The following is a 13,635-nucleotide window of genomic DNA, read 5'->3' as shown; positions in this document are numbered from 1 at the left end:
TCATTTGACCAGTGTGCGATGACTCACAGAATCTTCGCGTCCCGGTGACCGGTCATATTGTGCACGTAGACGGCACTGTTGAGGCGCAGGCCGTCACGTTCCCCGTCGCTCAATTCCCGGCGGACTTTGCCGGGCACACCGGCCACGAGCGAACCGGGCGGAATCTGCGCGCCCTCGGGAATCAGCGCGTTGGCGGCGATCAGGCTGCCCTCGCCGATCACCGCGCCGTTGAGCACGGTGGCGCCCATGCCGACCAGCACATTGTCGCCGACGGTGCAGCCGTGCAGGATCGCGTTGTGACCCACCGACACCCCCGTGCCGACGGTCAACGGGAAGCCGGGATCGGCGTGCAGCACGCATCCGTCCTGGATGTTCGTCGCGGGTCCGATGGTGATGTCCTCGAGATCGGCGCGCAGCACCGCGCCGTACCAGACGCTGACCTCGGCGCCGAGCGTCACCCGTCCGATCACGGTGGCGGTGGGCGCGATCCAGGAACTGTCGTCGATATCGGGGGCGACGCCGCCGAACTCAATCATCATGGGGGCAACTTAGCCGACTCGCCGCGCGGTCGATCCGCGGTCCGGAACAGCGCTCGATGCGCGGCCGGACTCGTGCCGAGCAGTCGGTGGAAGTGATGGCGCAGGCTGACCGCGGTATGGAAACCGGTCTCCTCGGCGATGCGATCCACCGTCTCGTCGGTGGTCTCGAGCAGCAGTCGCGCGCGGTCGGTGCGCTGGTGCAGCAGCCACTGCTGCGGACTGCTTCCGGTGCGTTCGCGGAATCTGCGGGTGAAGGTGCGCCGTGACATGAGGGCGACCCGCGCCCACCGATCGAGGTCGACCGGATCGCCGAGATGGGTTCGCGCCCACACCATCGCGCGCTCGATCGGATCGTCGGCCGCGTCGTCGGGAACGGCCACCGGAATGTACTGGGCCTGCGAACCGCTGCGATGCGGCGCGGTGACCAGCGCGCGGGCCAGTTCCGTCGCGGCGCGGCTGCCGAGGTCGGCGCGGACCAGGTGCAGGCAGCAATCCAGTGCCGCCGCGACCCCGGCCGAGGTGACGACGTCGCCGAGATCCGACCACAGGGTGTCGGCGCGCACCCGCACCGCCGGATACGCGCGGCCCAGTGCGGCGGCCGCGGACCAGTGCGTGGTGATCTCGCGCCCGTCGGCCAGACCGCTCGCCGCGACGGCCCACGCGCCCAGGCACAGGCCGACGATCCGGGCGCCGCGGGCGTGGGCGGCGCGCAGGGCGGCGCGGAGTTCGTCGGAGACGCCCTCGCCGGGCGGCCAACTCGGGATCACCACGGTGTCGGCCGCGTCGAACACCTCGAGTCCGTGCGCGACGTGGATGTCGAAACCAGCGGGGGTGCGCAGGGTGCCCGGGTGTTCGGCGCACACGCGCACCACATACGGTGCCGGGCCTTCGGCCCCGACGCGGCCGAAGACCAGCGTCGGCACGGAGAGATGGAACGGGCTGATGCCGTCGAAGGCCAGAACCGCCACGAAACGCATGGCCCGATATTAGCGATAGGTGGCTCACGGGCCACTGTCGGCGGTCCCGTATTCATCGGACGATCGACGTCATGACCGAGACGATCACCCGCACAGTCGAAGCCCTGCTCGTCGGCGGACCGACACTGCGACTGCGCTACGCCGGACTCACCTGGCTCACCGACCCCACCTTCGACACCCCCGGCGACTACCCGGGCCCCGTCACCCTGCACAAGATCGCCGGACCCGCGATCGGCCCGGACGAGGTCGGCGCGGTCGACGTGGTCCTGCTCTCCCACGATCAGCACGCCGACAATCTCGACACCTCGGGCCGCGCCTTCCTGGACCGCGTCGACACCGTGCTGTCCACCGCCGACGCCGCGAGTCGACTGGACGGCGTTCGGGCACTGGAGAATTGGGAGACCGTCACGATCGGCGCGGCACAGGTGACCGGCGTGCCCGCGCTACACGGCCCGCCCGGATGCGAGCCGGTGACCGGCGTCGTCACCGGATTCGTCCTGCGGGCCGACGGCGAGCCGACGGTGTACATCTCCGGCGACAACGCCTCGGTGGACCTGGTGCAGGAGATCGTCGCTCGCGTCGGCCCCATCGATATCGCCGTGCTGCACGTGGGTGCCGCCAATGTCGGGATCTTCGGCGACACCGATGTCACCCTGAACGGGCGCAGCGCGCTGCGGGCCGCCGAACTGCTCGGTGACGCGGTGATCGTCCCCGTCCACGCCGAAGGATGGGCGCATTTCAGCGAGACCCTGGACTATCTGACGCGGGTGTTCGACTACGCGGGCAGCGCGGGGCGCTTGCGCGTGCTTCGGGCGGGGGAGCCGACGGCGATCTGACGGGCGGCCTCCACGGACTTTCCGTCCGGCGATCGGCCGATACCCGGCGAGATCGGTCGAAGATGTCTGCGTGGACCCGTGCGCGCCCTCGTGGCGAACAGGCCGGGTGTGGGCCACGATGGCGGTATGAAGATCGGAGTTCCGCGTGAGATCAAGGAACAGGAGTTCCGGGTCGCGCTGACGCCGGCGGGCGCGGGGGAACTGGTCAGGCACGGGCACCAGGTGCTGATCGAGGCGGGGGCGGGCGTCGGGTCGGGATTCGGCGATATCGACTACACCGGCGCGGGCGCCCGGCTCGCGTCCACCGCCGAGGAGGTGTGGCGGACGGCGGAACTGGTGTTGAAGGTGAAGGAGCCGATCGCGCCGGAGTATCCGCGCATGCGCTCGGGGCAGGTGTTGTTCACCTACCTGCACCTGGCGGCGTCGCGTGAATGCACCGACGCGATCCTGCGCTCGGGGATCACCGCTATCGCCTACGAGACCGTGCGCGCGGCGGACGGCTCGCTACCGCTGCTCGCGCCGATGAGCGAGGTCGCGGGCAAACTCGGCACCCAGGTCGGGGCCTATCACCTCATGGCGCCGCTGGGCGGGGCCGGGGTGCTGCTCGGCGGGGTGCCCGGGGTGCGTCCCGCCGATGTGGTCGTGCTCGGCGGGGGCGTCGCGGGAACCGACGCGGCGACCGTGGCGGTGGGCATGGGCGCTCGGGTGACCGTCCTGGACACGAACCTGAACCGCCTGCGCGCGCTCGACGCCCGATTCCAGGGGCGGTTGACGACGTTGGCGTCCAACGCGGTCGAGATCGAGCGGGCGGTACTCGGCGCGGATCTGGTGATCGGCTCCGTGCTGGTGCCCGGCGCACGGGCGCCGAAACTGATCTCCGAGGAACTCGTCGCCCGCATGCGACCGGGGTCGGTACTTGTCGACATCGCCATCGACCAGGGCGGATGTTTCGAAGGTTCGCGCCCGACCACGCACGCGAATCCCACCTTCCGGGTGGCGAATTCGCTGTACTACTGCGTGGCGAACATGCCGGGCGCGGTTCCGCACACCTCCACCGTCGCGCTCACCAACGCGACGTTGCCCTACGTCCTGGCCATCGCGGACCGCGGTTCGCGGCAGGCGTGTGTGGAGTACCCGGAACTGGCTCGCGGGATGACGGCCGAGGCGGGGCGGTTGCTCTCGGTAAAAGTTGCCGCCGCGCACGGGTATTCGGCGCCCACTGTGGTGGGGTCTGTCGGGTAGGGCGAATACGGGGTGCGCCGGGTTGTCCGGCCGCGAGGTCGGGGCGGTGTAGTCCGCGACGACCTCGCGGGCGCGTTCGACTATTCGGCCTCCTCGTCGTGTCCCAGGTACCAGTCGGGGACACCGCCGGTCGGCAGGTCATGCAGTTTGTCGGGATTGCGGACGACGTTGATCGCGACGATCCGGCCCGCGTCGACGGTGAAATCGAAGACCCCGGTGTGGTTGCCGTCGAAGACCACCAGGCCGGGGCGGCCGTTGACCAGCACCGCGCGGCCCCAGCCGCCCTTCGCCGAGGGCGCGTGGTACCAGCCGAGCAACATCTTCGCGATGAGTTCCGCGCCGTGCACGGGTTTGCGGATGGCGGGCACCTTGCCGCCGCCGTCCGCGGTGAGACTGACGTTCGCGTCCAGCACACCGAGCAACGCGCTCAGATCGCCCGAACGCCAGGCCAGCGCGAACGCCGACACCACCTTCTCCTGCTCGTCGGACGAGGCGGGGAAACGCGGGGTGCCGTCCTCGACGCGTTTGCGAGCGCGCGCGGCCAGCTGCCGCACGGCCGCGGGGGTGCGTCCGACCACTTCGGCGACGTCGGGGCCGCTCATGCCGAACACGTCCTGCAAGACGAAGGCGGTGCGCTCGGCCGGTGACAGCGATTCCAGGACCACGAGCAGCGCGGTGGTGACCCGCTCGTCCTGGGCGATCCGATCGGCCGGATCGTCCCAGCTGGTGACCTCCGGTTCCGGAAGCCACTCGCCGACGTACTGCTCCCTGCGTGCGCGCGCCGAACCCAGCAGATCGAGAGCGAGCCTGCCGGTGACAGTGCTGAGCCAGGCGCGCAGATTGTCGATCTCGTCGGCTCGACCCGCCGCGTGCTGACGTTGCAGGCGCAGCCACGCGTCCTGCACCACATCGTCGGCATCGGTCAGACTGCCCAGCGTGCTGTAGGCGAGTCTGCGCAGATACGGGCGCTGTTCCTCGAACCGCCGAGCCAGTTCGGCGGCATCGAGTTGTTCGGCGGGTCTGTCGTCGGTCACTGCAACCACCGTTTCGGTCGTGTCGAGGTCCGGACTGGCGGACGCGTGTCGAATGCTGGCACCGAGGTGACGACGCGGGTGTCGCGAGTGTGACATCGCGATCGGGTCAGGAGGCCCAGGGGCCGATGCCACCCACCTTGTCGATGCGGATGCGGGTCAGGAAGCCGGGCGGTGCGTCGTCCGGCGGGAACCCGGCGCCCGGTGCCGCGAGCGTTTCGGCGAGTTCGGCCAGCAGCTCGGGCGCACCGCCCTCCTCGATCCGGGCGGTGCCGGTGATCGCCAGATACGGCCGCATGACCTCTCCGCTCTCGTGCGAGAGGATCGTCACCGCGACCCGTCCGTCACGCCGCACATTGCGCACCTTCCGGTATTCACCCAGATGCGCGGTGACGAGTTCGTCGCCTTCCGGTGTGGAACGCAAGGCCACCCACACCACACTGACCTGCGGACTGCCGTTCGGATCGAGGGTCACCAGCGTCGCGTCGGCCCCGGCGCCGATCAGCGCGCGGGCGGCGTCATCGAGTCTCATGTGCAAGTTCTACCGTGCGCCCGGTGAATTCATTCCCGGTCCGCGACAGGTCGCGCGACCGATGATCCGGCCGGTCGACGGCGGGCAGGGTCACGGCGGATACTCTCGCCGGATGCGGAAGGGGTTTGCGAACGCGGCCGGGCTGGTGCTCGGGTTCGCGCTGGATCGGGCGTTCGGTGATCCGCGGCGTTGGCATCCGGTCGCCGGGTTCGGTAGCGCGGCGCTGGCCTTGGAACGGCGGACCTATGCCGATCGGCGGTCGGCGGGGGTGGCGCACGAGATCGTGGCGGTGGGCGGCGTGGTCGGGCTCGGGCTGTTGCTGCGCCGGGGCGGGGTCGCGGCGACGGCGTTGGCGACCTGGACCGTGCTCGGTGGCCGCAGTCTCGCGGGAACCGGGAGGGAGATGGCGGATCGGCTGGAATCCGGTGATCTGGACGGGGCCAGGCGACTGCTGCCCTCGCTGTGCGGGCGTGACCCCGAGGTGCTCGACGCGGACGGACTCGCCCGCGCCGCACTGGAATCCATCGCGGAGAACACCTCCGACGCGACGGTCGCACCGTTGCTGTGGGGTGCGGTCGCCGGGGTGCCAGGCCTGCTCGGCTACCGCGCGATCAACACCCTCGACGCGATGATCGGCTACCGCAACGATCGCTACCAGCGGTTCGGTTGGGCCGCGGCGCGAACCGACGACGTGGCGAATCTGGTCCCCGCGCGAGTCACCGGTCTGCTGACGGCGGCCCTCGCCCCGGTCGCGGGCGGTCGCGCCGCCGATTCGTTGGCCGCGTGGCGACGGGACGCGGCCGGACACCCGAGCCCGAACGCGGGGGTGGTCGAGGCGACGATGGCGGGTGCGCTCGGTGTCGGACTCGGCGGGGTCACCCGGTATCGCCACGGCACCGAATCGCGGCCCCGGCTGGGTGACGGGCCCGCCCCGACCGTTCCCGACCTGCGTCGTGCGGTGCGCATGTCCGAAGCCGTGCAGGTGGCGGCGGTGCTGGTGGCCGCGGGGTACGCGCTCGCCGCCGGACGACGCTGAACCGCCGTCAGGACCTGGTGCGCCCGTAACGATCGGCCAGGCGATCCCGCGGCGCCACCGATTCGGGTTCGAGCGGTTCGGTGGCGGTCGGCCCGGTGGCGACCGGTTCGGCGGCGGACTTGTCCTTGCGCCGCTCCCTGATCTCCGCGTACACGAAGTAGCCGAGGCCGAGGGGCGCCATGATGCCGAACGCGAGCCATTGCAACCCGTAGGACAGATACGGTCCGGCGTCGAGTTGCGGCAGCGGCGTGGGGGAGAACGCGCCGGGCTGATCCTGCGAGAGCTGGAGATAGCCGCCGCGATCGCCGGCCGGGACCGGGGTCAGCGGCAGGCCGATCACCCCGGCCTCCTGGGTGGTGTCGATCGAGTACACCTGCCGGAAACCGTCCTCGGTCACCGGTTCCCGCCCCGGCGTGACACCTTCGGACGCTCGGACGCGGCCTTCGACACGCTGCGACCCGGCGGGCGGATCCGGAATCGCCGGTGGCCGCGAACCGCCGTCCACACCCGCGACGAGGCCGCGATCCACCAGCAGTACGCGCCCGTCGGTCAACGCGAAGGCACTCAGCACCGAATAACCGGGCGCGCCGTCGAGGTGGCGCAGCCGGACCAGCACCGTCGAATTCGGGACGAAACTGCCGGTCGCGGTGACCCGACGCCATTCGGCGCCGCCGGCGTCGTCGAGCATGGTGGTGATATCGACCGGATCCGCCCGCACCGAATCGGCGATCAGCTGATTGCGATGCGAGGTCGAGGTGTTCTTGCCGAGCTGCCACGGCGCGAGCACCGTGAAACACAGGTAGGCGAACGCGACCACGAGCGCGGCCAGGATGACCCAGCTCGGCCGGAGCAGGAAGGTGATTCTGCGCATCAGCGTCGTCGTCCGTCGGGGGCCGCGTCGCCGAGTGCGGTGTGGGTCCACTCCAACAGACCGGGCATGGCCGCTTCGATCTGCTCGCGGACGAGCTCGAAATCGGAGGTGTCGCCGTAGTACGGGTCGGGAACGTCGGGTCCGTCGGCGTCCGGGTCGAAACTGCGCAGGAGTCGGCGCCGATCCGAGGGCACTCCGGCCTCGGCCAGCGCGCGTTCGTGGCCGCGGTCCATGGCGATCAGCAGATCCGCGTCGCGATGGTCGGGGCCGAGCAGTGCCGCGGCGTGCCCGATCGGATAGCCGTATCGGCGCAGCGTCGAGGTGGTGCGCGGGTCGGCGTCGTCTCCGACGTGCCAACCGCCGGTGCCCGCACTGCTCACCCGCACCCGATCGGTCAGACCCTCTTCGCTCAGATGGTGCGCGAATATCTTCTCCGCCATCGGCGAACGGCAGATGTTGCCGGTACAGACGAACGATATGTGCAGCTCACCCACGACAACCATTCTGGCCGGTGACGCCACGAGGCCGCCACGTAGGGTGTTGGATCGTGCCATCGGACCCGGTCGATCATGCGAAACTACGCCACCACGGCGATGTGGACGCACGTCCCGGACTGCTCGATTTCGCGGTGAACGTGCAGGGCAGCGCCCCGCCACGGTGGTTGCGCGAGCGGCTGGCGGCCTGCCTGACCGATCTCGGCCGCTACCCGAGCGCCGACGCGGAATCCGCCGCGCGCGCGGCGGTGGCCGCCAGGCACGGTCGCGCTCCGGAGGAGGTCCTGCTGCTCGCGGGCGCGGCCGAGGGGTTCGCGATGCTGCCCCGGCTCACGCCGCGACTGGCCGCGGTGATCCACCCGTCGTTCACCGAACCGGAGCTGGCGCTGCGCGAGGCGGACGTCCCGGTGACGCGGGTCGTCCTCGAACCGCCCTACACCCTGGATCCGGCCGCCGTCCCCGCCGACGCCGACATGGTGGTCCTCGGTAATCCGACCAACCCCACCTCGGTGCTGCATCCCGCCGACACCCTGCGCGCCCTGCGCCGCCCCGGCCGACTCGTCGTGGTCGACGAAGCGTTCACCGACGCCGTGGTCGGCGAACCGGAGTCCTTGGCCGCCGACGCCACCCAGGACGTGCTCGTGCTGCGCAGCCTCACCAAGACCTGGGCGCTCGCGGGCCTGCGTTGCGGATATTTCCTCGGCGCGCCCGAGGTCCTGGCTCGACTCGGCCACGGCCGCCCGCATTGGCCCCTCGGCAGTCTGCAACTGGAGGCGATCACCGCGACCGCCGCACCCGACGCCGTCGCCTGGGCCCAGCAGCGGGCTGCCGTGATCGCGCGGGAGCGTGCCGCGATGATCGGGCGGCTGACCGCGCTCGGCGTCGACGTGCACACCCCCGCGCACGGTCCTTTCCTGCTGCTGCGGGCGCCGGACGGCGAACTGCTGCGCAAACACCTCGCCGACCTGGGCGTCGCGGTCCGCCGCGCGGATACTTTTCCCGGCCTCGGCCCGAATCACCTGCGGGTCGCGGTGCGCGGGGCGGCCGAGGTGGATCGCCTGGTCGAGGCGATCGAGCGGGCGGGTCTGTGACAGCCGCGCGGTCGTCGGAGGTCGCGGTGTACGGACCTCTGAATGTCCGGGGCGCGGGTGCGGGCCGACGCCGCCGACGGCGAATCGACAGGTGTGAGTCCGGAACAGGGAGAGGCTGATGGTGACGACGCTGGCGGAACTCATCGGGGTGCTGGACGCGGCCTACCCGCCGAAACTGGCGGAATCGTGGGATTCGGTCGGGCTGGTCTGCGGTGATCCCTCCGACGAGGTGAGCCGGGTCCTGTTCGCCGTCGACGCCACCGCGGACGTGGTGGACGCGGCGATCGGCGAGCGCGCGCAGGCGCTGATCGTGCACCACCCGCTGCTGCTGCGCGGCGTCGACACGGTGGCGGCCGACACCCCGAAGGGCGCGCTGGTGCACCGGCTGATCCGGTCGGGGTGCGCGCTGTTCTCCGCGCACACCAACGCCGATTCCGCCGCGCCCGGCGTCTCCGACGCGCTCGCGAACGCGCTCGGTCTCACTGTCACCGGGGTACTCGACCCGAAACCCACAGCCGCCGTCGACAGCTGGGTGGTACAGGTTCCGCGCACCCATACCGAGGCGGTGCTCGCGGCGTTGTTCGCCGCGGGCGCGGGCGGGTCGGGCAACTACCACGACTGCGCGGTACACGTGCCCAGCGTCGGCCAGTTCCGTCCGATGACCGGCGCGAATCCCGCCATCGGCAGCATCGGTGAACTCCAGCGCGTGGACGAGGACCGGATCGAGGTCATCGCGCCGCCCGCGGCCCGCGGCGCGCTGCTCACCGCGCTGCGCGCCGCCCACCCGTACGAGGAACCCGCCTATCACGTCACCGAGCGCGCGCCGTTCCCCTCCGGTGTCGGCATCGGCCGGGTCGGCGTCCTGCCACAGCCGCAGACACTGCGCGCCTTCACCGCCCGGGTGCGCGCCGCGCTCCCGCAGACCGTCTGGGGTGTCCGTGCCGCGGGCGATCCGGATCGGATGATCGAGAACGTCGCCGTCTGCGGCGGTGCGGGCGATTCCTATCTCGGGAAGGTGGCGCGGCTCGGGGTCGACGCCTATGTCACCTCCGATCTGCGTCATCATCCGGCCGACGAACATCTGCGCGCCGGCGGTCCCGCGCTGGTCGACGCCGCCCACTGGGCCACGGAATTCCCGTGGTGTGCCCAGGCCGCCGATATCGTGCGCCGCGCGTTCCCCGCGCTGGAAACCCACGTCTCGAACCTGCGCACCGACCCGTGGACGGTGACCGGCGCCGAGTGAAGCTCCCGGCGCACCGGCGATTCGAATGGCGCATCCGGCGGTTCGCGCCGAGGATATGTGCGGGTCGGATCGCCGCACGAAGGGACTGTTCTGGATGGATCTCACGGTGAACGACGGCGCGGCGACCGGGATCGCCGACATTCTCGAGACCTGGGCTCCCGCGCTCGGCGGTGACTACCGCGGCTATCTGAATCACGCCATCCGCGTCGTGCAGGTCGCCGACCTGCTGCATCTGCGCGCGGGCGGCGGCGAGGCGGAACTGCCGAGCGCGCTGCCGGAATTCGTGGTGGCCGCCGCCTTCCACGATCTCGGTATCTGGAGTGACGGCACCTGGGACTATCTGCCGCCGTCCGTCGAACGTGCCGAGCGTTGGTTGCGCGACACCGGCGACGAGACCCGAATACCGCTGGTGACGACCATGATCGACGATCACCACAAACTGCGCGCCGCGGCCGGGCCGCTGTCGCCGGTGGAACTGTTCCGCAAGGCCGACACCGTGGATTTCACGAGTGGCACCGTGCGCTTCGGTCTGTCGGCGCGCGACTACCGCGCGGTGCGCCGCGCCTATCCCAGTTCCGGATTCCATTGGAAACTGGTGAAACTGGCGACCGCGGGCGCGCTGCGTCATCCGCTGCACCCGGCGCCGATGGTGAAGTTCTAGACCCGCGCGCCCCAACCTCTGTCCTATTTGCGCGTGTTGTCGGTGTGTCGCGATGTTCACCCGAATCGAAATCCCCGGACCGGGTACAACTACCGCATGAACTACCCGGTGGACTTCGGGTTCGTGCAGGTCGGCCTGATCCTGCTCATCCTGATCGCAGTGGCGCTGATCGTCTCGGCGTTGGTAATGGTGCGCAAAGTGGGGCCGCGTGTGCTGCTCGGACGGGGTGCGGGTGGGTTGGTCCTACTCGTCGCCGCCGTGGGCCTGCTCTGGATAGCGACCCTGATGCAGACATATCTCGGATTGAGCGGCGAGATCAAGGCCGCCCACGTCGTCGTGAAAGAGGTTGCCGGGCAGGAACATCAGCTGGAAGTCGAACTCACCCTCTACGGTGACGAGAACCATGACGAGCGCAAGGAGACCTACCGGGTCCAGGGCGATCTGTGGGTGCTCCAGGCCAATATCGTGGAATTGGAGCCGTGGGTGAACGCGCTCGGATTCCACTCCGGATACCAGGTCACCCGGCTCTACGGTCAGCGTCTCGACGGTGTGGCGACCACCCAGAACCAGTTCTTCGTCAACGGGGACGACAAGGATTTCTTCGCCGATATGCGCGAGGGCAAGTGGTACACCGAGCCGTTCGTCCGCTCCGCCTACGGCAACGCGGTCATCTCGACACCGGGTGAGTACGACGTGTTCATCTCCCGCGACGCCATCAAGACCCGCGCGGCGGGGTAGTGGGGCCTCGGGGGTGGGGCCGGTCACCGGCCTCGCGTCCGATCGCGCCGACGCCGGGGTACGGTTGAGCACCGGTATTCGACGCCCGAGGGGCGGTTCGGGTACTTCCACCGTTCCCATAGCGTTCAGGAGCTTCCCCGCGTTGAATGTCGAATCATCGATCCAGGCCAAGCTGCTCCGCCTCGCCGCTGTCGACGCCGAGTCGACGCGGATCGCGCATCGTCGCAACGTGCTGCCCGAGCAGCAGGAGGTCGCCCGGTTGGAGGCGGAGCGCAATGCGCACAAGGACGCCGCCGTGGCGGTGGAGATCCAGCTGGACGATCTCGATCGCGACATCAAGAAGCTCGAGGGCGAGGTCGAGGCGGTGCGCAAGCGCGAGGATCGCGATCGCGGCATGCTGAGCGCCGGAACCGTGAACGCCAAACAGCTTTCGGAACTCCAACACGAGCTGGGCAGCCTGGAACGGCGGCGTTCGGTCCTGGAGGACGAACTGCTCGAGGTGATGGAGCGGCGCGAGGCCTCCGCCGCCGATCACGATCACGCGGGCGCCCGTCTCAGCAAGACCGAGGAGGAATTGGCCGATGCGCAACGCCAGCGGGACGAGGCCCTGGCCGATCTCGATGTGGCCCAGCAGCGGTGCGAGAAGGACCGGGCGGATCTGATCCAGCTCTTTCCCGGCGAACTGCTGACCGTCTACGACAAGCAGCGCGCCCAGCAGGGTGCGGGCGCCGCGCTGCTCCAGGCCAGGCGCTGCGGCGCGTGCCGCATCGAACTCGACCGCGGTGAGATCGCGCGGATCGCCAAGACCGCGCCCGATGTGGTGGTCCGCTGCTCGGAATGCGGTGCGATTCTCGTTCGCACCAAGGAATCGGGTCTGTGACCTGCTCTGATCCCATCGCCGCCCGGGCTTCGGGCATGGCGGATGACAGGCGCTGAGCGTGTGGTGGTAAGCACACTTCGCACGGAAACGTCCCGGTCCGGTCGAAACGGGCTGCCTGTAGGAGTGGGCGGCTAGCGTGAGATCGTGGCCGACCGGGTGTGCGAGCGTTCCGGCCGGTACCGGTCGAAGCGGCTCGGCGTCGGCGTCCGTCATGAGCGAGGAGTTCGGGTAGTGAGCAACGAACACGTGATCGTCGAGGCGGACGGAGGGTCGCGCGGCAATCCGGGACCCGCGGGCTACGGCGCGGTGGTCTTCGCCGACGACCACGCGCGGGTCCTCGCCGAGCGCCGCGAATTCATCGGCGTCGCGACCAACAATGTCGCGGAGTACCGGGGGCTGATCGCGGGCCTGGAGGCCGCGACCGAACTGGGCGCGCGCGTGGTCGAGGTGCGCATGGACTCCAAACTCGTCGTCGAACAGATGTCGGGACGCTGGAAGATCAAGCACGCGTCCATGATTCCGCTGGCCGACCGTGCGCGCAGACTGGTCGCGGCCTTCGATCGGGTGAGTTTCACCTGGATCCCACGCGCCGAGAACTCCCACGCCGACCGGCTCGCCAACGAGGCCATGGACGACGCGAGCGTGGTCGACGAGGTGCGCGGAGCCCTGTCGGCGCCCACCGAGGAGCGCAAGCCCGCGCAGGCCGCCGTCCCGTCCTCACCCGGCTGGACCGGCGCCGTCGGCCGCCCCACCCGGTTGCTGCTGCTGCGGCACGGCCAGACCGCTCTGTCCGTGGAACGCCGATATTCCGGGCGCGGCAATCCGCCGCTGACCGAACTCGGCCGCGAACAGGCCGCACGGGCCGCCAAGATGCTCGCGACCAGGGGCGATATCGCCGCCGTCGTCAGTTCGCCGCTGGATCGCGCCAGGGAGACCGCCGAGGCGGCGGGCGCCGCGCTCGGCGCACCGGTGCGGGTGCTCGACGGTCTGATCGAAACCGATTTCGGCGAGTGGGACGGCCTCACCTTCGCCGAGGCCGCGCAGCGCGACCCCGAACTGCACGCCCGCTGGCTCGGTGACACCGCGGTCGCACCGCCCGGCGGCGAGAGTTTCGACCGGGTGCGCGAGCGGATCGAATCGGTTCGCCGCGACCTGGTCGCCCTGTATCCGGGACAGAACGTGGTCACGGTCAGCCATGTGACGCCGATCAAGACCCTGCTGCAACTGGCGCTGGGGGTCGGGCCGTCGCTGCTGTACCGGCTGCACCTGGACCTGGCATCGTTGTCGATCGCGGAGTTCTATCCGGACGGCGGTTCGTCGGTGCGCCTGGTCAACGACACCTCGTACCTGAACTAGATGTCGTGATACCGCAGTCCGCGCGGTCGGATCCGCGAAAGAATGGCCAATCGTCCAGCGCGGTAGTACATTTCGTGCGGGGTTGGTGGGGGAATACTGCCGCGAGGT

15 protein-coding genes are annotated in these 13,635 nt (G+C 70.0%); 9 read left to right on the top strand and 6 right to left on the bottom strand.

Annotated features, from left to right (window positions below):
* Positions 1-23: 23 nt before the first annotated feature.
* Positions 24-539 carry a gamma carbonic anhydrase family protein gene (locus DAT37_RS20280; RefSeq protein ID WP_109526368.1) on the bottom strand — a complete coding sequence of 172 codons (516 nt, stop codon included), beginning with the start codon at positions 537-539 and terminating at the stop codon, positions 24-26.
* Positions 536-1,516, bottom strand: a complete 981-nt coding sequence (locus DAT37_RS20275) for a GlxA family transcriptional regulator (RefSeq protein WP_109526367.1) — start codon at positions 1,514-1,516, stop codon at positions 536-538. Before DAT37_RS20275 ends, DAT37_RS20280 begins: the two co-directional genes overlap by 4 nt.
* 71 nt (positions 1,517-1,587) lie before the next feature.
* Between DAT37_RS20275 and DAT37_RS20270 the strand changes: the two genes are divergently transcribed.
* Both DAT37_RS20270 and ald read left to right on the top strand, forming a co-directional pair.
* On the top strand, positions 1,588-2,352 hold the full coding sequence (locus DAT37_RS20270; RefSeq protein ID WP_109526366.1) for an MBL fold metallo-hydrolase: 765 nt from the start codon (positions 1,588-1,590) through the stop codon (positions 2,350-2,352).
* Between the two features lie 126 nt (positions 2,353-2,478).
* A complete protein-coding gene (gene ald, locus DAT37_RS20265; protein WP_109526414.1) occupies positions 2,479-3,594 on the top strand; it encodes an alanine dehydrogenase in 1,116 nt (371 codons plus the stop codon).
* Between the two features lie 80 nt (positions 3,595-3,674).
* On the opposite strand, the gene sigJ is transcribed toward ald, so the two are convergent.
* Entirely contained in the window at positions 3,675-4,628 is a 954-nt protein-coding gene (gene sigJ, locus DAT37_RS20260; RefSeq protein ID WP_232839875.1) for an RNA polymerase sigma factor SigJ, read from the bottom strand.
* A gap of 106 nt (positions 4,629-4,734) precedes the next feature.
* Positions 4,735-5,157 (bottom strand): TIGR03618 family F420-dependent PPOX class oxidoreductase, encoded by a 423-nt coding sequence (locus DAT37_RS20255; RefSeq protein ID WP_109526364.1) that lies wholly within the window; start codon positions 5,155-5,157, stop codon positions 4,735-4,737.
* 112 nt (positions 5,158-5,269) lie between these two features.
* Here DAT37_RS20255 and DAT37_RS20250 point away from each other — a divergent pair, with 112 nt between their 5' ends.
* Positions 5,270-6,193 (top strand): cobalamin biosynthesis protein, encoded by a 924-nt coding sequence (locus DAT37_RS20250; RefSeq protein WP_109526413.1) that lies wholly within the window; start codon positions 5,270-5,272, stop codon positions 6,191-6,193.
* Positions 6,194-6,200: 7 nt separating this feature from the next.
* Here the strand turns inward: DAT37_RS20250 and DAT37_RS20245 are convergent, their stop codons facing one another.
* Complete coding sequence (locus DAT37_RS20245; protein WP_109526363.1) at positions 6,201-7,064, bottom strand: SURF1 family cytochrome oxidase biogenesis protein; 864 nt, start codon at positions 7,062-7,064, stop codon at positions 6,201-6,203.
* Positions 7,064-7,567, bottom strand: a complete 504-nt coding sequence (locus DAT37_RS20240) for a low molecular weight protein-tyrosine-phosphatase (RefSeq protein WP_109526412.1) — start codon at positions 7,565-7,567, stop codon at positions 7,064-7,066. The genes DAT37_RS20245 and DAT37_RS20240 overlap by 1 nt, the downstream gene beginning before the upstream one ends.
* Positions 7,568-7,611: 44 nt before the next feature.
* On the opposite strand from DAT37_RS20240, the gene cobC reads away from it, so the two are divergent.
* From cobC to DAT37_RS20210, 6 genes are all read left to right on the top strand, one after another.
* A complete protein-coding gene (cobC, locus tag DAT37_RS20235; RefSeq protein ID WP_109526362.1) occupies positions 7,612-8,649 on the top strand; it encodes an Rv2231c family pyridoxal phosphate-dependent protein CobC in 1,038 nt (345 codons plus the stop codon).
* A 118-nt stretch (positions 8,650-8,767) separates the two neighbouring features.
* On the top strand, positions 8,768-9,892 hold the full coding sequence (locus DAT37_RS20230; protein WP_109526361.1) for a Nif3-like dinuclear metal center hexameric protein: 1,125 nt from the start codon (positions 8,768-8,770) through the stop codon (positions 9,890-9,892).
* Positions 9,893-9,986: 94 nt separating this feature from the next.
* Positions 9,987-10,553, top strand: coding sequence for an HD domain-containing protein (locus DAT37_RS20225; RefSeq protein ID WP_157978564.1), 567 nt, complete (start codon positions 9,987-9,989; stop codon positions 10,551-10,553).
* Positions 10,554-10,649: 96 nt separating this feature from the next.
* A complete protein-coding gene (locus DAT37_RS20220) occupies positions 10,650-11,291 on the top strand; it encodes a hypothetical protein (RefSeq protein ID WP_109526359.1) in 642 nt (213 codons plus the stop codon).
* 142 nt (positions 11,292-11,433) lie between these two features.
* Positions 11,434-12,171, top strand: a complete 738-nt coding sequence (locus tag DAT37_RS20215) for a zinc ribbon domain-containing protein (RefSeq protein ID WP_109526411.1) — start codon at positions 11,434-11,436, stop codon at positions 12,169-12,171.
* Positions 12,172-12,402: 231 nt separating this feature from the next.
* Positions 12,403-13,527, top strand: coding sequence for a bifunctional RNase H/acid phosphatase (locus DAT37_RS20210; protein WP_109526358.1), 1,125 nt, complete (start codon positions 12,403-12,405; stop codon positions 13,525-13,527).
* The last annotated feature ends 108 nt before the right edge of the window (positions 13,528-13,635 follow it).

This window comes from Nocardia aurea (assembly GCF_003123685.1).
In the GTDB taxonomy this organism is placed as follows: Bacteria; Actinomycetota; Actinomycetes; order Mycobacteriales; family Mycobacteriaceae; genus Nocardia; species Nocardia aurea.
The sequence above is the reverse complement of the archived record's forward strand: the minus strand, read 5'-3'. Positions and strand labels throughout refer to the sequence as shown.

Excerpts from the sequence above, each read along its gene's own strand:
- DAT37_RS20280 (WP_109526368.1), bottom strand. The coding sequence starts at position 539 with ATGATGATTGAGTTCGGCGGCGTCGCCCCCGATATCGACGACAGTTCC.
- DAT37_RS20275 (WP_109526367.1), bottom strand. The coding sequence starts at position 1,516 with ATGCGTTTCGTGGCGGTTCTGGCCTTCGACGGCATCAGCCCGTTCCAT.
- DAT37_RS20270 (WP_109526366.1), top strand. The coding sequence starts at position 1,588 with ATGACCGAGACGATCACCCGCACAGTCGAAGCCCTGCTCGTCGGCGGA.
- ald (WP_109526414.1), top strand. The coding sequence starts at position 2,479 with ATGAAGATCGGAGTTCCGCGTGAGATCAAGGAACAGGAGTTCCGGGTC.
- DAT37_RS20255 (WP_109526364.1), bottom strand. The coding sequence starts at position 5,157 with ATGAGACTCGATGACGCCGCCCGCGCGCTGATCGGCGCCGGGGCCGAC.
- DAT37_RS20250 (WP_109526413.1), top strand. The coding sequence starts at position 5,270 with ATGCGGAAGGGGTTTGCGAACGCGGCCGGGCTGGTGCTCGGGTTCGCG.
- DAT37_RS20245 (WP_109526363.1), bottom strand. The coding sequence starts at position 7,064 with ATGCGCAGAATCACCTTCCTGCTCCGGCCGAGCTGGGTCATCCTGGCC.
- DAT37_RS20240 (WP_109526412.1), bottom strand. The coding sequence starts at position 7,567 with ATGGTTGTCGTGGGTGAGCTGCACATATCGTTCGTCTGTACCGGCAAC.
- DAT37_RS20230 (WP_109526361.1), top strand. The coding sequence starts at position 8,768 with ATGGTGACGACGCTGGCGGAACTCATCGGGGTGCTGGACGCGGCCTAC.
- DAT37_RS20225 (WP_157978564.1), top strand. The coding sequence starts at position 9,987 with ATGGATCTCACGGTGAACGACGGCGCGGCGACCGGGATCGCCGACATT.
- DAT37_RS20220 (WP_109526359.1), top strand. The coding sequence starts at position 10,650 with ATGAACTACCCGGTGGACTTCGGGTTCGTGCAGGTCGGCCTGATCCTG.